Here is a 20,474-nt window from a genome sequence, read left to right as displayed (position 1 = left end):
TGCAGCGTCCCGGAATTCGCGGCTAGGATCAATCGTTCGCAGGGGGAGTCGCGTCGCACAAATGGCCGCCAACGGCACCGTAGTTGAACCCGCCGGCCGGCGGCGCCGGGCGGCGCTGACCCTGGCCGCCCTCGGTGTCGTCTTCGGCGACATCGGCACCAGCCCGCTCTACACCGTCAAGGAGTGCTTCAGCGAGTACACCGGCATCCTGCCGACGCACGACAACGTGCTGGGCATGCTGTCGTTCATCACCTGGGCGCTGATCATCGTCGTCACGCTGAAATACGTGGTCGTGGTCATGCGCGCCGACAACAAGGGCGAGGGCGGCGTACTGGCGCTGATGGCGCTGGTCGCCAGCCAGAACAACATTCCAGGGGCCTGGCGACGCCGCTTCTATCTCATGCTGGGCATTGCCGGTGCCGCGCTGTTCTACGGCGACTGCCTGCTGACGCCCGCGATCTCCGTGCTGAGCGCCGTCGAGGGTCTCACCGTCGCCACCCCGGCTTTTCAACCGATGGTCCTGCCGATTGCGGTGGGCGTGATCGTCGCTTTGTTCTCGGTCCAGCATTTCGGCACCAGCGGCATCGGCAAATGGTTCGGCCCGATCACGCTGATCTGGTTCATCGTGCTGGCGCTGCTCGGCGTGCACCAGATCGTGCAGCGTCCCGAAGTGCTGCTGGCGCTGTCGCCGCACCATGCGATCGGCTTCGCCATACGCGAGAAGATCGTGGCCTTCGTCGCCCTGGGTGCGATCACGCTGGCCATCACCGGCGCCGAGGCGCTGTACGCCGACATGGGCCATTTCGGCGCCAAGCCCATTCGGATGGCCTGGCTCGGCCTCGTGTTGCCGTCCCTGCTCCTCAACTACTATGGGCAAGGGGCGCTGATCCTCGACGATCCGACCGCACTGGCCAACCCGTTCTTCAATCTCGGCCCGGACTGGGCGCTCTATCCGCTGGTTGCCCTTGCCACGGCCGCCACCGTGATCGCCTCGCAGGCCACCATCTCGGGCGCCTTCTCGATGGCCAAGCAGGCGGCCCTGCTGGGCCTGAGCCCCAGGGTCCACATCGAGCACACCTCGGCCAGCGAGTTCGGGCAGGTCTATCTGCCGGTGGTCAACTGGCTGCAGATGGTGGGCGTCGTCATCCTGATCCTGGCGTTCAAGTCGTCGACCGCGCTGGCCTCGGCCTACGGCATCGCCGTCACCGGCACGATGCTGATCACCAGCACGCTGGTCTTCGTCCTGGCCGTGCGCAGCTGGAACTGGGGCTGGCCGCTCAGCATCCTTGTATTCGGCAGCTTCATGGCGCTCGACCTGGCCCTGCTCTCCTCCAACATGCTGAAGTTCTTCGACGGCGGCTGGGTGCCGCTGGCGATCGCCGCCATGATCTTCCTCTGCATGTGGACCTGGCTGACGGGTCGAGCCGCCGTGGCCAAACGCGAGCAGGAAGATGCGCTGCCCCTAGAGACGCTGCTCGAGAGCATCAATCCGGCCCGCGTGCACCGGCCACAGGGTACCGCCGTCTACCTGACCGCCTCCTCGGCCAACGCACCGCGCTCACTGATGCACAATCTCAAGCACAACGAAGTGCTGCATGAGCATGTCGTCCTGCTGAGTATCGAGGTCCCCGAAACACCTTTCGTATCGCCCGAAGCGCGCAGCCAGGTCACCCATCTCGGCAAGGGCGTGCACCGCGTCGTGATGCACTACGGCTTCATGGAGCAGCCCGACGTGCCGAGCGACCTCGCCCTGCTCGAAGACAAGGGCATACCGTTCGACCCGATGCGGACGTCCTACTTCGTCGGCCGCAACACCTACATGGGCGCCAGCAAACCACTGCTGCCACGCTGGCAACAGAAGCTCTTCCTCTCTCTGTCGCGCTTTGCCGCCAGTGCCGGCGACTTCTTCGGCCTGCCCACCAACCGTGTGGTCGAGCTGGGCAGCCGCATCGAGATCTAGCGCCTCACCATTCGCCGCAGCCGAACTTCAGCAGGTTGCCGTGCGGGTCGTGGATGTAGAATTCCTTCATGTTCCACGGCCGCACCAGGAAGGGTGACAGGTTCGGCACGCCGCGCGCCGAATACTCCGCGTGGAGCGCGGCGACCTGGCCGCCGCGGATGTAGCAGGAGGTGTTCTCGGGGAACTGCCGGTCGTCGGTCTTCCAGAAGTGCAGCTCCATCTCGTCGCGTTTGACGATCAGGTAGTTGCCGTCCTGGTAACCGACCGCGAAGCCCAGCCAGTCGACGTAGAAGGCACTGGTCTCGGCGATGTCGAGGGAGGCGAGGATCGGGAGGGTGCGGGCGAAGTCCGTCGTCATGCATCGAAGCCGGTGAGCGAGATCGCATCTCTAGCCGGCGGCTGCAGCCCGCGCGAGAGGAGATCGCCCAGCCGCGCGAAGATGCGGCCCGCTTCGGTGCAGCCGACATCCTGGGCCACCGCCTCAGCAGCGATATTGAGCAGGGCGTTGCCGGCAAGGTCGCGGCATTCCGTGGGCAGGCTTTCGACGGCATCGGCGATCACGCGCATGGCGTGCTGCAGGTCGGACAGGCGATCGGGCATCGGTGCAGTCATGGGAGCGCCTTTCAATTGAGACGGCCAGCGGCGGCGCCGGCCGCGGGAGCAAGCCTGAGGCCCGCGCCCGCGAGGGCGACGGCGAATGCTTTCAGGCGGATCGCCGCCACGCGCGACGCGGTCGGCGCCATCATGATGTCGAGCGAGGCGAGCAGCGGCCGGTCATGGTCGGCCTGGGCGAGGCCGCAGAGCGCGACCAGCACGGCCTCGTCGCGGCTCACGCTGGAGCATGTCGGCACATGGATTTCCATCGCGCGGCGGGCGCCGAACAGGAAGGCGTCCATGGCGATCGCGAAGTCCGGCAGCGCGTTGAGCAGGCCCGCGACCTTGAAGCCGCGATGAAGGATCGACCCTTCGCAGGGCAGCGCACGATCCTGCTGCCATTGGCGCAGCGCCCACAGCACGAAGCGCTCGCTTACGGGCAGGGCGCAGGCGCAGTCGGCTTTTCCGCAGCCCGGCTTCGGATCGCTGTGCAGGGCGCTAAGCCGCTGTTCCTGAATGGTTTCCATGGCCTCACCGAAAATTGAAGGAGCTTGACGGGATCGACAGTCTATGCAATTAAGAGTCGTTCGCAAACTTAAAAAGGCAAGCGAGAAACGCCATGAACGAGATGACCCGTCCGCTTCGGGTACTGGATGCGCAGAGCGACCGGCTGGAACTGACCGTTTCCGCCGTCGAGAGCGCCGCGATCCTGCAGGGACGGCGTGAGCTCATGATCCGCCACGGTGCCGAGACGTACCGGCTGCGCCTCACCGCCTCGAACAAGCTCATTCTGACGAAGTAATTCTGAGACCCCGAGGGGCCATCCCTCCTCGGCTAAACTGCCCAGCCAGCAGGTCCCCGCACGGGGTCCGCAAGCCAGGCGTCCTTTTTTCTTGGGGACCTGGCTCAAATGAAAACGCGCATCGTTTATGCGCTGATGGCGACAACAGCCATCAGTGCGCCTTTAAGCACGCCTGCATGGTCACAAACGACGACGGCTCCGTCCGTCGTCCCGACCCCGGTGCCGCCGGCCCAGGTCCCGCCGGCGACCCAGGCCGTTCCCACCCAACTCGATGCCGTGACGACGGCCGCCATGCGCAGCCGGCGACCGCTCGACGACGTGCCGGCCACCGTCTCCGTGATCACCACCGAGAACATCGATCGCGAGAACATGCAGGATGTCCGTGATCTCGTCCGCAACGAGCCCGGCGTCACGATCGGCAACAACGCGACGCGCGCCGGCTTCCAGAACTTCGTGATCCGCGGCATCGGCGGCAATCGCGTGCTGCTGATGGTCGACGGCATGCGCACGCCCGACTTCCCCGACAGCAACCAGGGCGCCGGCACCTACTCTCGCGAGCAGCCCGACCTCGAGGACATCAAGCGGGTCGAGATCATCCGCGGCCCCGCCTCGGCGCTCTACGGCTCGGACGCGATCGGCGGCGTGGTGGCCTACACGACCAAGGATCCCGGCGACTACATGCTGGGCGGCAAGGACTTCTATGCCAGCGCCAAGGCTGCCTATAGCGGCGCCAACCAGCAGTTCTCCGAGTCGTTCACGGGCGCGGTGCGCTCCGGCAACGTCGAGTTCATGGGCATCTACACGCGGCGCGACGGACAACAGTTCCAGCCGGCGCAGTCCGACGTCAGCACCAACCCGACGAACTGGTTCAACAACAACTTCTTCGCCAAGCTGGTGATCAAGCCCACCGAGGTCGACACGATCCGCCTCACCGGCACCTACTCGAACGGCATCCAGACCACCAACGCACTTTCCAGCATCGGCAACTTCTCCAGCCTGTTCGCGCGCGTCTTCGACGAATGGGGCAAGGACTACACCCAGACCTATCGACTCAGCGCGCAGTGGGAACACAACGCCCCGATCGGCTTCGTCGACCGGCTGAGCTTCCTGGCCTACTTCAATTCGGTCAACACGCAGGCCGACACCTACACGCTGCGCGGCGGCTTCAACGGCGTCATCCCGACCAATGCCCGCACGTCGCGGTTCTACTACAACCAGAACGTCACGGGTGCCGAACTGCAGATGCACACCGATCGCAACATCGGTGGCCTCGACAACTTCTTCACCTACGGGGCGAGCTTCTCGTGGACGACGACGACCAGGCCGCGCGACCGGTACCAGATCACGCTGGCAACCGGCGCCGTCACCAACGCGGTGGGCGGCGAGACCTATCCCAACAAGAACTTCCCCGACACCGACACGGTCCAGGCCGGCATCTACGTCCAGGATGAAATCACTGCGATGGGCGGTCGCCTGAAGATCACGCCGGCGGTGCGCCTCGACTACTACAACATGACGCCCAATCCAGACCGCTACTTCTGGAACTCGACGGGCGCCACGCTCAACGCCGTGCCGACGGCCACCACCTACGTCTCGGCCTCGCCGAAGCTCGGCCTGCTGTATCACTTCAACGACACCTACTCGGGCTACTTCCAGTACGCGACAGGCTTCCGCGCGCCGCCGTACGACAATGCGAACTTCGGCTTCACCAATGCAGCATCGTTCTACCAGATCCTGCCCAACGCCAACCTGAAGCCCGAGACGGCGAACTCGTTCGAAGTGGGCTTCCGCGGCAAGTACGAGAACGGCTCGAGCTGGCAGCTCACCGGCTTCTACAACCTCTACAACAATTTCCTCGAATCGGTCGTCGTCGGCATGGTGGGCCCGGTCACCCAGTACCAGTACGTCAACCTCACCAATGTGACGATCTGGGGCATCGAGGCGCGCGGCGAGTACCGCTTCGCGCCGGAATGGGCGGTTGCCGGCTGGACGGCCTTCGCGCAGGGCACCGACCAGAGGACCGGCCTGCCGGTCGACTCGGTGTCGCCGTGGACCACACAGGCACGCATCCGCTACGGCTTCGACAAGGGCTTCGTGGCGCAGCTCATCGGTACGGTGGCGGCCGCTCACAACCAGGTCAGCAGCCCGACCTACTTCCAGGCACCGGGCTACTTCAACCTCGACGCCACCGTCAGCTACATCTTCAACGACCACTTCAAGGTCAATGCCGGCGCGTTCAACATCACCAACGCCAAGTACTGGAACTCCCCGGACACGATCGGCATCGCGCCGACCAACCCGCTGCTCGATCTCTACGCGCAGCCCGGCCGGTATTTCGGCGTCAACCTCATAGCGCGATGGTAGTCCCGGCAGCCCTCTCTGCCGAGCGACTGCCGGCGCCACCGGCACGCGGTCCGCGCGTGCCGGTGGCGTTGTCGCTTGCACTGCATGGGCTGGCCATCGTTCCCCTTCTTCTCGCCGGCATGTCCGGCAGCAGCGCCAACGACGATTCGGCGCCGGCCCTCATGGTCGAACTGTCGCTCGCGGCGCCCACCGAGGGTCCCGCGTCCGAAGCCGACCAACCCGAAGCCACTCCAGAACCTCAACAGCAAGCCGAGCCGCCGACGCCTCCGGTCGAGCAGACCGAAGTGACGCCGCCGCCCGAACCGGAGCCACCGCCTCCGCAGGAGGTTGCCGCCGCGGAGCCCGAGATCAAGGTCGAGCTCCCCCCACCCGACGAGCCGCCGCCCCCCACGGCGGCTGAAATGAAGCCGGTCGAGGCGCCCAAGCCGAAGCCGCCCACGCCGGCAGCCGCGCCGCGCCCGACGCCGCAGGCCACCGTTACCCGGGCACCTTCGCCCGACACTGGCAATGCCAGCATCACGCAGCAGCAGGCGGCCGCCTCCTCGTCGCTCATCGTGTTCGAGGGCAAGCCGCGCTACCGCGTGCCGCCGACGCCCGCCGTCTATCCGCCGCGCTCCATCGAGCTTGGCCAGCAGGGTGAAGTCATGGTGCGCGTGCGCCTCGATCCCGACGGCAGCGCCGCCGAAATCGTGATCTCGCGCAGCAGCAACTTTCCCCTGCTGGACCGTTCTGCCCTCGCTGCCGTGCGCGGCTGGCAGTTCCTTCCTGCCATGCGCGACGGTCATCCGGTCGCCGCCTGGGTCGAAATACCCGTTCGTTTCCACCTTCGTTGAAAGGACAGCCCCATGCTTTCACCCGCGAACACCGATCTTGCCTTGCGCTGGAGCCAACTGCGCGGCGAGAAGCCTGCGCTGCGCATCCGCGATGCCGCCGCGACCTTGGGCGTCAGCGAGGCCGAGCTGGTGGCGCTGGGCGTCGGTAGGACCGCGACTCCACTGAAGACGGACTGGCGCGGCATTCTGAGCGACATGCCCGAGGTCGGCCGCGTGATGTGCCTGACGCGCAACGAGCATTGCGTGCACGAGCGCCATGGCCGCTTCGAGGGTGTGAACGTGAAGGGGCACCACGGGATCGTGCTCGGCCCGGACATCGACCTGCGGCTGTTTCTCGGCATCTGGAAGCACGGCTTTGCCGTGCGCGAGCCTCTGAAGCAGGGCGAGCGGCTCAGCCTGCAGTTCTTCGACGCCGCCGGCGAGGCCGTGCACAAGATCTACGCCACCGACGAGACCGACCGGCCGGCCTTCGATACGCTGATCGCGCGCTATACGGCCGACACTCTGGCCGACCTGAAAATCGTCGAGCGCGCGCCAAGCGCGATCGACCGTCCCGACTCCGAGATCGACGTCGCGGGCCTGCGCGCCGCCTGGCTCGGCATGAAGGACACGCACGAATTCTTCGGCATGCTGGGCAAATTCAAGGTCGGCCGCGTCCAGGCGCTGCGCCTGGTCGGCGAGGATCTCGCCCGCGAGCTGCCGGTGCGAACCTTGCGCGCTGCTTTCGAGGCGGCGGCCGCCAACGGCACGCCGATCATGGTCTTCGTCGGCAGCCATGGCTGCATCCAGATCCATACCGGCCCGGTGAAGCGGCTGGTCGACGTGCACGGCTGGTTCAACGTGCTCGACCCGGACTTCAACCTGCATCTGCGCGACGCGGGCGTGGCCCGCGTCTTCTCGGTGCGCAAGCCGACCGAGGACGGAATCGTGACCTCGATCGAAGCCTTCGACGCGCACAACCGCAACATCCTGCTGATGTTCGGCGCGCGCAAACCCGGCAACCCCGAACTCGAGGAATGGCGCACCATCGTCGCGAACGCCGAGAAGCAGGCAGCCTCGTGATGCAGCGCCGGACCCTCCTTGGACTGGGAGCCGCCGCGGCGGCGGCCGCCGCCCTCCCCGCCAACGCGCAGCAGCCGCCCCGCATCGTATCGGTCGGCAGCTCGATCACCGAGATCATCTACGGGCTCGGCGCCGAGAAGCTGCTGGTCGGCGTCGATACGACGAGCCTCTATCCCGAGGCCGCACGAAAGCTGCCGCAGGTCGGCTATATGCGCGCTTTGTCGGCCGAGGGCGTCCTGTCGCTGAAGCCGACCCTGATCATCGCGACCACGGCGGCCGGACCGGCCGGCGCGATCGAGCAACTCAAAGCGACCGGCATCGAGGTCATGATCCTGCCGGACAAGTACGATTACGACAGCGTGGTCACCAAGATCGCCGCCATCGGCAAGGTGACCGGCAAGGTCGCCGAAGCCGACGCCATGATCGCCAAGGGCCGCGAAGCCATGAAGTCGCTCGCGGAAAAGCTCGCGACGGCCAAGACCCATCCGCGGGTTCTGTTCCTTCTCTCCATGAGCGGCGGTGCCCCGCAGGCCGCGGGCAAGGACACCGCGGCCGCCGGCATCATCAAGCTGGCGGGCGGCGTCAACGCGGTCGACGGCTACTCGGGCTACCGGCCGCTCACGCCGGAATCGGTCATCGCCTCCAATGCCGACTTCGTGCTGGTAACGCGCCAGACCGTGGAGGCGATGGGCGGCAAGCAGGCGATCCTCGACCAGCCGTCGCTCAACCGCACGCCGGCCGGCAAGGCCGGGAAGATCATCGAGTTCGACACGCTGCTCCTGCTGGGCTTCGGCCCGCGCACGCCGGAAGCCGCCACCGAACTCGCGATGGCGCTGCATCCCGACCTCGTCCGCGCGCCGTGACGGCGTTCGCGCTGCGCCGTCCGATCCCGCTGTTCGCGCTCGCCGCCCTGGCGAGCGTGGTGGCGAGCCTGTGCATCGGCGCCTTTCCCGTCGGCCTCGGCCAGATCCTGTCGGCGATCGGCCTGTCGAGCGCGCCGCTCGACGACACGACGGCCGCCGTCCTCTATGCGATCCGCGCGCCGCGCGTATTCGCGGCCTTCGCCGTCGGTGCCGCGCTGGCGGCCGGTGGCGCTGCGATGCAGAGCCTGTTCCGCAACCCGCTGGCCGATCCCGGCCTGCTCGGCGTTTCGAGCGGCGCCGCGCTGGCCGCCGTGTCGGTGATCGTGCTGGGCGAGAAGGTGATGCACATCGTGCCGCCGGGCTTCAGGCCCTGGACCCTGCCGATCGCGGCTTTCCTCGGCGGCCTCGCGGCCACCGTCGTCGTCTATCGCATCGCCGCGCGCGAGGGCGTGACCCTGGTCGGCACGCTGCTATTGGCCGGCATCGCGATCAACGCGCTGACCTCCGCCGGTATCGGCATGCTGGTGTTCGTCGCCGACGACCAGCAGCTGCGGACGCTGATCTTCTGGACCATGGGCGGCTTCGGTTCGGTCACCTGGATCGCGATCACGCCCGCCCTGTTGATCCTCCTCATAAGCGTGCCGACCTTGCTGCCGACCGCGCACCTGCTCGATGCGCTGGCGCTCGGCGAGCGCGAGGCCGGCCATGTCGGTGTCGATGTCGAGCGGCTGAAGAAGCGCCTCGTGGCGCAGGTCGCGCTGGCCGTGGGCGCCGGCGTGGCGATCTCCGGCATCGTGGGCTTCGTCGGCCTGATCGCGCCGCACATCGTGCGCCTGCTGCTCGGCCCCTCGCACCGCACCCTGCTGCCGGCCGCCGCCTTGTTCGGCGGTGCCTTTCTCGTGCTGGCCGACGCATTGGCCCGCACCATGGTCTCGCCCGCCGAGCTACCGATCGGCGTGCTGACGGCGCTGGTCGGCGGTCCGTTCTTCCTCTGGCTGCTGGCCAGCCGCGCCGCGCGAGGTGGGCTGTGAAGCTCCTGCAGGCCATCGGCATCGAGGTGCGAGCCCGCACCAAGACGTTGCTGCGCGACGTCTCGCTCGAAGTGTCGCCGGGCGAGTTCGTGGCGATCATCGGCCCCAACGGTGCCGGCAAGAGCACGCTGCTGAACGCCCTGGCCGGTGATCGCGTCCTGGCTGCCGGCGAGATCCTGTTCGACGGACGACCGCTGGGACAATGGAGCAAGCTGGAACTGGCGCGGCGGCGCGCCGTGCTGCCGCAGCATTCGGCCGTGGCCTTCGATTTCACCGGCCTGCAGATCGCGATGCTGGGGCTGCTCGCCTTTCGCGGCACCCTGTCGGAGCGACAGATGCAGGCGCTGGCCGAGAAGGCCCTCGCCGAGACCGAGGCGCTCGCCTTCGCGGATCGTCCCTATACGGTTCTGTCCGGCGGCGAACGCCAGCGCATCCAGCTCGCCCGCGTGCTTGCCCAATGCGACGCCGATCCCGCGGCGACGCCCTTCCTGCTACTCGACGAGCCGATCACCGGCCTCGACCTTTCGCACCAGCACGCCGCACTGGCCAGCGCCCGGCGCCGTGCCGATCGCGGGCTGGGCGTGCTGGCGGTGCTGCACGATCTCAACATGGCGGCGCGTTACGCCGACCGGGTCGGCATCGTCGAGGAGGGCCGTGTGACCAATCTGGGGCCGACGCGCGAGACGCTCGATCCGGAACGGCTCTCGTCCGTGTTCGCCACGCCGATCGTGCGGATCGAGGCCGCCAGTGGGACTGCATTCCTGAGCCCCGGCTGATTCACCGCGAATCGGTGTTCAATCCGACATAGTCCCGCCGGATTCGGACGATGATATGATGCCTCAGCCAGTATCCGGAATTCTGACCTCGGGCATCCATGGGCGAACGCCCCACACTGTTGATGACGACGCGACTCGGTGTGCGCCCGCTGGGCGTACGAGGCGAACCGCTGCACTCGGTCGCCGGCCAGTTGCTGTCCGTCATCCGCCGTCGCCTGGGCGACGGTCCCGCCGACCTGCTGGCCGATCCGCAGCTTCGCGAGTCCGGTGACGGCATCGATTGGTACGCCGCACGTAGCGGCACTGTCCAACGCCTTTCCGAACTGGACGACGCGCAACGATCACAGGTACTGCGCACCGTGGAGGAGCACCTCTCTTCCATCCGCGCCCTGGCTGCGCAGCTCATGGGCTCGCAGACCAGCGAGGAAGCGCGGCTGATCGGCCGCTCGCTCGAGATCTCGACCTCGCGTCCCTCGGACGATTTCGTGTTCGTCGTCGACGGCCAGCCGGTGATCGTCGCCTGGGGCTACGAAGCCGATGCCGCGGCGAGCCTGCGAACCTTCCAGCTTGCGACCGTTCCCGCGGCGGCACGGCCCGAGGCCGTGTTCGCCAGCGCACCAGCGGCGGCTATGCTGCCGGCAACGCGCATCGTCGGTTGGGCGCCATGGTTCAGCGCGCTGCTGTTCGGTCTGCTGCTGCTGCTTCTCCTGCTGCTGACCTCGTGGCTGTTGCGCGCCTGCGTGCCGGTCGATCCGACCGTGAACATCGCCACGCTCGAGACGCCGGCACCGCCCGCCCCCGAAGCGCCGCCCGATCCGACGCCTCTTCTGAAGGCCGGGCTCGATTCGGCGGTCGACGAGGAACAGAAGCTCAAGGCCGAACTCGCGTCGCTTCAGGCCGAGCTCAAGGACAAGCTCGATCAGTGCAAGCCGATCGAGCCGCCCAAGCCGCCGCCCGCGCCGCCACCCGTGGCCAAGGCCGAACCGCCGAAGCCGCCCCCGCCGCCGCCCGCTCCCAAGCCGCAGCCGCCGCAGCAGGCCTCCGCGCCGCCGGTCAACCGGCCGCCGCCGGGCCAGCTTCCCTGCGACTGGTCGGGCGATTCCGGCGGCGAGGGCGTCACACGCAACAAGCACTATCTCGGTGACAAGCCCGGCTTCGTGGCGCTGAACTACCAGCTCTTCGTGCGGCCCGACGACATCAGGGTGATGTATCGCGGCCAGAACATCGCCGGCACCGGCGGGCCGCGCAGCGGTCGCGGCGGCTTCGGGTTCGACTGGAATCCGGTCGCCGGGGATTATTCGGTCGATGTGATCGTAACGGGTGAACAATGGGGCACGCGCTGGAACTACGCGATTTCCTGCCCCCGTGGCAGCAGACGGTAAGGAGCCGAGATGGCCGCAGGTCCGCTACTGGTCAGTGAGCCGCTGCAGCGCTATCGCGCGCTGGGGCTCGCCGGCGATCCGGTGTGGCGCGCCGCGGGACAGTTGCGCGCCGCCATTGCCGCGCGCCTGTCGCGCGAGCATGCCGATCTGCTGGCGCTGCCCGAAGCCGAGCCGAGCGGTCGCACGATCAACTGGTACGCGCCGTTCGACGGTGAGGTGAAGCGCCTCTCCGATCTCGGCGAGGCCGAGAAGCGCGAGATCCTCGACCAGGTGCACCGCCTGCACGGCGAGATCGCGGGCCTCGCGACCCAGATGGAAGCGGTCGAGCGCTCCAACGCTGAGCGCAACTTCGCGCGCCTGCTGCGTCACGCGCTTACCGCACCGGGCGAAGAGACGCTCTATGTCGTGGGCGGCCGTCCGGTCATGACCTTCTGGGGCTTCACCGCCGATGCGGCGCTGCCCGGCGTGTTCCTGCCGAGCCTTCCGCCCATGGCGGCGGCCCCGCGCATAGCCGCCGCGCCGCACCTCGGGCGACCTGAGGCGGTCATGGCATCGGCACCGGCATTTGCCGCGGTCGCGGCGCCGCGCACCATATGGTGGCAATGGGTACTGCTCGGCGTGCTGCTGATGCTGATCCTGGCGCTGCTCGCCTGGCTGGTGCGCCCCTACCTGCCGCGCATCGAGCCCTACATCGAGGCGGAAGCGCGGGAGCGCGCGCTGCGCTTCGGCGTTCTTCAGCCCATGGAGCTGCAGCAGACCCGCGTCTCGACCCTGGTGCACGACAATGAGGAATTGCGCCTTGAGCTGGCCCGTCTCACCGACGAGCTCTCACGCCGCGGCGGCGATTGCGCGGCAGGCATCGTCGTGCCGGGTGGCGCCATGGGCTACATGGGTGGACCGCCGATCGAGCGCGGCGCCGGCCCCGATGCCGCCATGGGCGCCAACGATCCGGCGAAGGATCCCAACAAGCCGGACGCCAAGGGCGCCGACATGAAGGGGCCGGACGATCAGAACAAGGACAAGAACGCGGCACAGAACGATCCGAGAAACGATCCCAAGAACAACGCGCAGAACAAGAAGGACGAACCCAAGCCGATGGTCGTCCCGCCCGAGGCCAAGCAGAAGCAGGACCTCGCCTTCCTGAAGGGCGACTGGCGCTCGCGCACCGGCCTCGCGACGGCGACCGGCGAGAGGGACATTCGCCCGTCCTACACGCTAGATGACAAGGGCAAGGGCAAGGTCTCGTTCACCCAGAAGAACGGCGCCACCTGCGAGGCTCCCGCCGAGGCGCGCTGGGACGGCACCAAGCTGGTGATCGAGGAGAAGAGCAACCCGCGTTGCAGCGATGGCAAGACCTATGCCCGCAACACCGTGAACTGCGAGATCGGCGCCGATGGCGCGGCGCAGTGCAAGGGCAGCCAACCCGGTGACCCGCGCAGCTACCAGGTGCAGATCGGTCGCTGAGACCCTACATAAACATGATGATGGCCGTACTGGATTGACATGAGCGACCTCGCCCGCCTGCCGAGCTATCCCAGCCCGACGACGCTGATTGCCCGCTCCGGCATCCAGTTCCTCGATTTCGGCTTCGACCCCGTGCGCCTCAAGGTGCGCGAATGGGGCTTCCATGACGCCGCTACCTCGCACGCGGTCGACGATCTGGTGCAGCTCGACTTCGACGAGGGCCGCGGCCAGTACGAGGTGGTCGAGAACGGCCGCCGCCGCGCTGCCGACCCCAACCTGGTCGTCACCGCCAAGGACGCGCTCGCGCCCTTTCTCGACAAGTGGGTGCCGGTGCCGTTCCTGCAGGTGCGGCCCAACAACCAGTTCCGCGAAGGCCCCGCCGACTGGGCGCGGGTGCGCGTGGTCGATCTCGAGGCGCGCTACGGCTCGGGCTATCGCGACGAGCAGGGCAACCGCTACCGCGCGGTGCTGGCCTTCGATACCGGCCTGATCGCCGAGGCCGAGGGCCGCGCCTATCTCGCGCCGTCACCGAAGGACGTGACCTCGGGCGCTTTGTTCGCGCTGGCGCCGCAACAGCGCGCCAATCACTGGCTGCTGCGCCAAAGCTGGATGACCCAGTGGCTCGACGAATTGTTCCACGAACTGCATCCGCGCGCGACGGCCGAAGAGATCGACAACGACATCAAGCAGAAGCCGCAGGAAGCCACCGCGCGCTATCTCGCCTTCCTCGGCCTGCTCGCCGCCGCGGCGCACTTCCCGCCGGTCAAGCTGGTGGGCGATGCCGAGCGGCCGGGCCGCGGCGCCATCGAGGTCGATCTCGTGCTCGACGTCGGCAACTCGCGGACCTGCGGCCTGTTGATCGAGGCGGCCGGCGAGCTGGGCGTCAACCTGAATGATTCCTACGAACTCGCGTTGCGCGACCTCTCGCATCCCGAGGTCGTGCATACGCGGCCCTTCGAATCGAGGGTCGAGTTCGCGCAGGCATGGTTCGGCAAGAACCATCTCTCGCGCCTCGGCGGCCGTGCCGATGCCTTCGTCTGGCCGACCATGACGCGCGTCGGTCCCGAGGCGACGCGATTGGCCGCACGCCGCCGCGGCACCGAGGGCAATACCGGCATGTCGAGCCCCAAGCGTTATCTGTGGGACGAGGAGCCGCAGCAACGCGAATGGCGCTTCAACGTGGCCTACGCGCAGGACCAGACGGCGATGCCGGCCGCGGCCGGACCGATGGCCCAGCTCGTGAACCAGAAGGGCGAGCCGCTGCATCTGGTCGATGCCGATGCCGATTCGGCGGACCACCTGCCGGTGTTCGAGCCGCTCTATTCGCGCTCCTCGGTGATGACTTTCGTGCTGACCGAAGTGCTGCTGCAGGCACTGACCCTCATGAACTCGCCGCAGCAGCGCGGACGGCGTGCCCATGCCGAAACGCCGCGCCGGCTGCGCCGCATCGTGCTCACCCTGCCGACCGGCATGCCGCTGGCCGAGCGCCTGATCTTCCGCAAGCGCGCCGAGGCCGCGCGCGATCTCGTCTGGATGATGCTGGGCTGGAAGCTCGACGATCCGGCAGCGCCGGCGCCGCGCGTACTGACCGACTGGGACGAGGCGAGCTGCACGCAGCTCGTCTATCTCTATACCGAGGTTGCGCGCAATTTCGGCGGCGACGCCCGCCGCTTCTTCCAGATCACGCGCAAGCCGCGCGGCAAGCCCAGCGACGACGTGCTCAACATCGCGAGCATCGACGTGGGCGGCGGCACGACCGACCTCATCATCAACTCCTATCGCCTCGAGGGCGCCGGCACCTCGGTGACCTTGTTCCCCGAACAGAAGTTCCGCGAGGGCTTCAGCGTCGCGGGCGACGATATCCTGCTGCGCGTCGTACAGGGCCATGTGCTGCCGCCGATCGAGGCGGCCCTGCGCACGGCCGGCATTGCCAATCCGGCCGACCTGATGGCCGAGCTGGTCGGTGGCGACCGCGGCGGCGAGGACGTGATCCAGCGCAACCTGCGCCAGCAGTTCGCGCTGCAGATCGCCCATCCGCTCGCCCTCGAATTTTTGCGCGCTGCCGAAACCTACGATCCGACCTCGGGCGTCGTCGCGGCCGAGCCGCGGCCCTACGAGACCTTCTTCCCCGGCGGCGCCAAGCCCTCCGAGGAGGTCATCACCTTCGTGAACGAGGCGGCGCGCAAGCGCGGCGCGCAGAACTTCGACCTGCGCGAGGTCGTGTTCCCGGTCGACCTGCCGGGCCTCGACAAGACGGTGCGGGCCGAGATGGGCCGCGTGCTGGCGCCATTGGCCGAGATCGTCCACGCCTACGATTGCGACGTGCTGCTGCTCTCGGGCCGTCCGTCGCGCCTGCCCGGCATCCGCGCATTGGTGATGGAACTGCTGCCGCTGCCGCCGGAGCGGGTGATCTCGCTGCACGATTATCGCGTCGGCGCCTGGTACCCGTTCCGCGACGCGCGGCTCAGGGTCGAGGACCCCAAGACCACGGTCGCGGTCGGCGCCATGATCGCAGCACTCGCGCAATCGCAGCTTCCGGACTTCTCCTTCCGCTCCGACCTGCTGCGCTCCAAGAGCATTGCCCGGTTCATCGGCAAGCTCGATGGCGGTGGCCGCCTGCAGAAGGAAGATCTCATCTATCGCGATGTCGATCTCGACAATCGCGAGTTCGAGCTGCCCGAGATTGCCTTCGAGTTCCGCGGCCCCATGTGGCTGGGCGCGCGCCAGCTCGACTTGGTGCGCTGGCCGGCGGCGCGGCTCTATGCATTGGAGTTCGCCAAGCCGGAATATGCCGAGCGCCATGCGCGCGAGACGCCGTTCCGGATCGCGCTTGCGCGTGTGAAGCCCAAGGACAAGGACTCGGGGGATGTCGAACGTTTCCGTCTGCGTCAGGTGACCAATCGCGACGGCCGTGCCGTGGCGCTCGATCGCCTGACTCTCCGCCTGCAGACATTGCCGCGCCGTGAGGGCTACTGGCTCGACACGGGCATGCTCAAGACAGGTTAAGGACCCTCGGAAAGATCATGGACACAGTCGATCTCAAGCTGGCTCAGGACTGCGAAGCGCTGGCCGTTGCTGCCAGCGAGGGCGTGGCGTGGCTCAAGGGCGCCGCGGAACAGTCGCCGACCGTGGCGCAACAGGCGCCGTCGCTGGTGAGCGAGCTGCAGAAGGTTCGCAACCAGAGCCGCAAGCTCGCCCGCGCCGCGCGGCGGCGCATGTGCGTTGGCGTGTTCGGTCCCAGCCAGGCCGGCAAGTCCTATCTCGTCTCGATCCTGGCGAGCCGTGACGGCCGGCCCTTGCAGGCTCGCTTTGCCGACAAGGCCTACGACTTCCTGCGCGAGATCAACCCGCCGGGCAATCGCGAGTCGACCGGCCTGGTGACGCGCTTTGGCCTGGGCCTCAGCGACGGCTCGGCCGAGTTCCCGGTGCGCGTGCGGCTGCTCACGCAGACCGACATCGTGAAGATCCTGGGCAACTCCTTCCTGCTCGACTTTGATCACCAGAAGGCCGAGTTCGTGGGACCCGATGGTGCCGCGATCCGCAAGCGCCTGACCGAGCTGCGTGCCAAGGCGGCACCGACACCGGTCGGCGATCTCGATTCCGACGACGTGCTCGACCTGATCGAGTATTTCGACACCTTCTTCGCGGGCGTGACCGCCGAGCTGCGCACCGACTTCTGGCGCGAGGCGATCGATCTGGCGCCGCGCCTGTCGGGTCACGACCGCGCCCGGCTCTGGTCGGTCCTGTGGTACGATTTCCAGCCCTTCACCGATCTCTATCTCACGCTCTACGACGGGCTGCAGAAGCTCGGCCACGCGCCCGAGGCGCTGCTCGGCATGGACGCGCTGATCCCGCGCGAGAAGAGCATCGTCGACGTGCTGACGCTTGATCGTCTCGGCGCCGACGATGACGATCCGCTGCTGGTGCGTCCCAAGCAGGCCGATGGCCGCTCCTCGGCCGACGCCCGCCTGCCGCGCTCGCTGGTCTGCGCCCTCACCGCCGAGCTGAACGTCGCGATCGACGAGAAGCCGTGGGACTTCTTCGACCACACCGACCTGCTCGACTTTCCCGGCGCCCGCTCGCGCCTGAAGCTCGCCAACCTCGACGACGTGGCCAAGACCAAGGGCGTGGCCGAGGGCGCCAACCCGCTGCGCGAGCTGCTGCTGCGCGGCAAGGTCGCCTATCTCTTCCAGCGTTACTCGGCCGAGCGCGAGCTCAGCGCCATCCTGCTGTGCATCCCCGACGGTAACCAGGAAGTCCGCGACCTCTCCGACATGATGACGGCGTGGATCGACCAGACGATCGGCGCCACGCCGGCGGACCGCGCCAGGCAGAAGAACGCGCTGTTCCTCGTGCTGACCAAGATGGACCGCGAGTTCGAGCAGAAGGCCGGCGAGACCGAGGAATCGCGCCGCCTGCGCTGGAGCGCGCGTCTCGGCAATTCGCTGGTCAACAATTTCCGCGGCGAGTGGCCGCTGAACTGGAACGGCAAGCCGTTCGACAACAGCTTCTGGCTGCGCAATCCGACCGTCATCGACGAGCGGCTGATGGACTATGACGGCGGCCGCGAGGTCGGCATCGCCGATTCCTTCGCCCAGCGCGCCGGCGAATTGCGCCGTCACTTCGTCGAGAACGAGGATGTGCGCCGCCACTTCGCCGATCCGGCCCGCGCCTGGGACGAGGCGTTCCGCGCCAACGATGGCGGCGTGGCGCATCTGGTCAAAAGCCTGATCCCGGTCTGCGATCCCGCCATCAAGCGCGCGCAGGTGCGCGGCCAGCTCGACGTCCAGCTGCGCCGCCTGGTCGACCGGCTGGCCGGCTTCCACAGCGCCTCCGACGGCGATGCGCGCGCCAAGAAGCGCGACCTCATCCATACGGTTTTGCGCGGCTTGGCCAACGTCATCCAGCAGCAGCTGTTCGGCGAACTCATGGCCTCGCTGCAGGTCGCCGACACGGCCCTGCGCGAGATCTACTTCCGCATCGCCACCGCCCGGCCCTCCGACGAAGGCCTGGGCAAGAACGGCAAGGGACCGGCCGCCGCCGCGCAGTCGACCGGCGCCGCCGTCGATATCGGCGCCATCTTCGCCGACGTATTCGGTGAGGAGCCGGGCCGCGCCGCGCCGCCCGCGGGCGTGATCGAGGATCGCGCCGAGCGCTTCGCCCGCGAAGCGTCCGAATACTGGCTGGAGAACATGCGCCGCGTCGGCGCCGACGAGAAGGCGCTGTCGCATTACGGCGTCGACCGCCAGCATCTCGGCTGGCTGATCGACGAGCTGATCGTCGGCGCCCATCGCCTGAAGCTGATCGACCAGCTGTCCCACGAGGTGCGCGCGCTGGAGAATGCCGCCAACGCCAAGTGGGAGGAGATCGCCGAGCGCCAGGTGCGCACCGCCTCCTCGGCACTCAACGGCTATGTCAGCGCGCTGGGCTTCGACAAGCTGCCGCTCGACCAGCGTCCCGGCCTGCCGCCGAATTCGCCGGTGCGCCGCGTGTTCGAGCAGCCGACCATCATGGTCGACGGCATCCCGCAGCTCAGCGAGAATCCGGCGCCGATCTACGCCGATTATTGCAAGGACTGGATGCGCGCCTTCCTGCAGCTTGCCATGGACAATGTCGGCTACGAGGGTGGCCGCGAGATCACGCCGGAACAGAACGACCGGCTGGGTGCCATCTTGCGCACCGTGGCCGCCTGAGGCTTAAGGACGAGAGATGCCCGTCCGCGCGACCATTGCCCCCTTGCCGGAGCCCGGCCACGCGCTGCTGCGCGTGAGCGAGCTCGACGCCGCGCCCGAAGGGCTCACGATATCGATCCAGCGTCAGCAGGGGCCTGAGTCGCATCTGGCCGACGACGGCTGGCGGCGCACCGAGACCTGGCTGATGCCCGACGAGGTGACGCGCAAGGGCGAGGTGCTGGAGTTCCATCTCGGCCCCGAGATCTGCGACCGTCTCGCGGGCATCGCTACCATAAGGCTGAGGGTGCGCGAGCCCGATATCGGCGTGGTCGGAACGACGGTCGTGGCTTGGCCCATGATGCTGACTTCCGGCGCGGCCGGTGCGTCGGGCCTCTACGACGACACGGTGCGGCTGCGTCGCCGCCAGCAGCCCGCGCCCGAACCGGACCTGCCGCCGCCCCTGGAGATCGCACCCGAGCCACCGCCTCCGCCGCCGCGCCCCGAACTGCGGGCCGCGCGCGATCCGATGGCCGATATGCCGAAGCGTTCCGGTGCGACGGGTTGGATGATCGCGGCCGTGGTGCTGCTGCTCGCCGCGGGCGGCGGCTATTACTACTGGACCAACCATCTCAATCCGCCGGAACCGGTCGTTGCCGCGGCCCCGCCGCCCGCGCCGACGCCCTTGCAGCCGGCGATGCCGGAGCCGCCGAAGAAGTCGGTGCGCGAGATAGTCGCCGAGTATCTCGCGACCAAGCCCACCCCCGATGCGATGCTGGCCAAGGCGCGCGATTTCGCCAAGGCGGGGGACTTCGCGGCAGCGTTCCTGGTGTTCCGCCAGGCTGCCGAACAGGGAAGTGCTGCCGCGCAACTCGAGCTTGCGTCCTTCTACGATCCGACGACTCCGCCCAAGGCGGGCTTCCCGCACGACGGCACGCAGGCCGCCGACTGGTACGAGCGCGCCGCGCTGACCGGCCTCGCCGAGGCCCAGCGCAAGCTCGGCCTGCTGCTCGCCAAGGGCGGCGCCGGGCTTTCTGCTGATGCAACGAAGGCCAAAGTCTGGCTACAACAGGCAGCGGCACAGAACGATGCCGATGCGAAGAAGGCGCTGGACGGTCTCCCCAAATGAAGTTGAGCCCATGGCTGCCGGTGACGGCGATGCTTCTCGCCGGGCCGGCGCAGGCCCAAACGGCGGCCAATAAGCCTGCAAGCCCGCCACCACCGAGCAATCTGACCTGCGGCCTCCTGCACGCCGAAACCTCGAAGGCGGGCGCGACGTCGAACTGGACGATCTCCGGCCCCTCGGGAAAGAGCACCGAGACCGGCACCCTGAAGAGTGGCCCGCGCTTCGAGTGCGTCGACGGCGTCATCCTGGTCGTCGAGTTCACCTCGACGGCCGGTCACTCCTTCTTCGACGCCTACTTCGCCGACGGCACCAACATCGGCTACAGCCGCCTGCAGATCGACCGTCGCAACAACCGCTACGTCCTGCCGATCCAGGCCAAGGCCCGCATCGCCGATCAGTATCGCGCCTCGTTCGATTATCACTGCAAGCTCAACATGCCGGCCGATCCGATCACGCCGGCCATGCGAGCGGAGTGCGCTTTCTAGGATCTTCTTGCGACAGGCACGCGAATTGCACCTAATGTGCATCTGTGTTTCTCGGGGAGATTC

17 protein-coding genes are annotated in these 20,474 nt (G+C 67.7%); 14 read left to right on the top strand and 3 right to left on the bottom strand.

Annotation, left to right across the window (positions count from 1 at the left end; all coding sequences use genetic code 11):
• The first annotated feature begins 61 nt into the window (after positions 1–61).
• Positions 62–1,960, top strand: coding sequence for a potassium transporter Kup (locus AC1ROX_RS03040; RefSeq protein ID WP_493122238.1), 1,899 nt, complete (start codon positions 62–64; stop codon positions 1,958–1,960).
• 4 nt (positions 1,961–1,964) lie between these two features.
• Here the strand turns inward: AC1ROX_RS03040 and AC1ROX_RS03035 are convergent, their stop codons facing one another.
• The 3 genes from AC1ROX_RS03035 to AC1ROX_RS03025 are packed head-to-tail and all read right to left on the bottom strand — an operon-like array spanning position 1,965 to position 3,081.
• Positions 1,965–2,318, bottom strand: a complete 354-nt coding sequence (locus AC1ROX_RS03035; protein WP_493122236.1) for a bleomycin resistance protein — start codon at positions 2,316–2,318, stop codon at positions 1,965–1,967.
• A complete protein-coding gene (locus AC1ROX_RS03030; protein WP_493122234.1) occupies positions 2,315–2,572 on the bottom strand; it encodes a hypothetical protein in 258 nt (85 codons plus the stop codon). Before AC1ROX_RS03030 ends, AC1ROX_RS03035 begins: the two co-directional genes overlap by 4 nt.
• 11 nt (positions 2,573–2,583) lie before the next feature.
• Positions 2,584–3,081 carry a hypothetical protein gene (locus AC1ROX_RS03025; RefSeq protein WP_493122232.1) on the bottom strand — a complete coding sequence of 166 codons (498 nt, stop codon included), beginning with the start codon at positions 3,079–3,081 and terminating at the stop codon, positions 2,584–2,586.
• Between the two features lie 92 nt (positions 3,082–3,173).
• On the opposite strand from AC1ROX_RS03025, the gene AC1ROX_RS03020 reads away from it, so the two are divergent.
• The 13 genes from AC1ROX_RS03020 (at position 3,174) to AC1ROX_RS02960 (ending at position 20,411) form a co-directional block, all read left to right on the top strand.
• Positions 3,174–3,356: a hemin uptake protein HemP gene (locus AC1ROX_RS03020; protein ID WP_493122230.1), complete on the top strand. Its 183-nt coding sequence runs from the start codon at positions 3,174–3,176 to the stop codon at positions 3,354–3,356.
• A 108-nt stretch (positions 3,357–3,464) separates the two neighbouring features.
• The gene (locus AC1ROX_RS03015) at positions 3,465–5,720 is read left to right on the top strand and encodes a TonB-dependent hemoglobin/transferrin/lactoferrin family receptor (protein ID WP_493122229.1); all 2,256 of its coding nucleotides are present in this window, start codon (positions 3,465–3,467) and stop codon (positions 5,718–5,720) included.
• Positions 5,714–6,553 carry an energy transducer TonB gene (locus tag AC1ROX_RS03010; RefSeq protein WP_493122227.1) on the top strand — a complete coding sequence of 280 codons (840 nt, stop codon included), beginning with the start codon at positions 5,714–5,716 and terminating at the stop codon, positions 6,551–6,553. The genes AC1ROX_RS03015 and AC1ROX_RS03010 overlap by 7 nt, the downstream gene beginning before the upstream one ends.
• A gap of 12 nt (positions 6,554–6,565) precedes the next feature.
• Positions 6,566–7,615 (top strand): hemin-degrading factor, encoded by a 1,050-nt coding sequence (locus AC1ROX_RS03005; protein ID WP_493122226.1) that lies wholly within the window; start codon positions 6,566–6,568, stop codon positions 7,613–7,615.
• Positions 7,615–8,478 carry a heme/hemin ABC transporter substrate-binding protein gene (locus AC1ROX_RS03000; protein WP_493122223.1) on the top strand — a complete coding sequence of 288 codons (864 nt, stop codon included), beginning with the start codon at positions 7,615–7,617 and terminating at the stop codon, positions 8,476–8,478. The genes AC1ROX_RS03005 and AC1ROX_RS03000 overlap by 1 nt, the downstream gene beginning before the upstream one ends.
• Positions 8,475–9,509 carry a FecCD family ABC transporter permease gene (locus AC1ROX_RS02995; protein ID WP_493122222.1) on the top strand — a complete coding sequence of 345 codons (1,035 nt, stop codon included), beginning with the start codon at positions 8,475–8,477 and terminating at the stop codon, positions 9,507–9,509. The genes AC1ROX_RS03000 and AC1ROX_RS02995 overlap by 4 nt, the downstream gene beginning before the upstream one ends.
• Positions 9,506–10,285, top strand: coding sequence for a heme ABC transporter ATP-binding protein (locus AC1ROX_RS02990; protein WP_493122220.1), 780 nt, complete (start codon positions 9,506–9,508; stop codon positions 10,283–10,285). Before AC1ROX_RS02995 ends, AC1ROX_RS02990 begins: the two co-directional genes overlap by 4 nt.
• Before the next feature lie 122 nt (positions 10,286–10,407).
• Positions 10,408–11,667: a hypothetical protein gene (locus AC1ROX_RS02985; protein WP_493122219.1), complete on the top strand. Its 1,260-nt coding sequence runs from the start codon at positions 10,408–10,410 to the stop codon at positions 11,665–11,667.
• A gap of 9 nt (positions 11,668–11,676) precedes the next feature.
• Positions 11,677–13,131, top strand: coding sequence for an SrfA family protein (locus tag AC1ROX_RS02980; protein WP_493122218.1), 1,455 nt, complete (start codon positions 11,677–11,679; stop codon positions 13,129–13,131).
• Between the two features lie 39 nt (positions 13,132–13,170).
• Positions 13,171–16,137 (top strand): virulence factor SrfB, encoded by a 2,967-nt coding sequence (locus AC1ROX_RS02975; RefSeq protein WP_493122216.1) that lies wholly within the window; start codon positions 13,171–13,173, stop codon positions 16,135–16,137.
• Between the two features lie 17 nt (positions 16,138–16,154).
• Positions 16,155–18,824, top strand: coding sequence for a virulence factor SrfC family protein (locus AC1ROX_RS02970; RefSeq protein ID WP_493122215.1), 2,670 nt, complete (start codon positions 16,155–16,157; stop codon positions 18,822–18,824).
• Positions 18,825–18,840: 16 nt separating this feature from the next.
• Positions 18,841–19,929, top strand: a complete 1,089-nt coding sequence (locus tag AC1ROX_RS02965; protein WP_493122213.1) for a tetratricopeptide repeat protein — start codon at positions 18,841–18,843, stop codon at positions 19,927–19,929.
• Positions 19,926–20,411: a hypothetical protein gene (locus tag AC1ROX_RS02960; protein WP_493122210.1), complete on the top strand. Its 486-nt coding sequence runs from the start codon at positions 19,926–19,928 to the stop codon at positions 20,409–20,411. The genes AC1ROX_RS02965 and AC1ROX_RS02960 overlap by 4 nt, the downstream gene beginning before the upstream one ends.
• Positions 20,412–20,474 lie beyond the last annotated feature (63 nt).

The organism is Reyranella sp. GW821-FHT14A01 (assembly GCF_058803965.1).
This window is presented reverse-complemented; position numbering and strand designations above follow the sequence as displayed.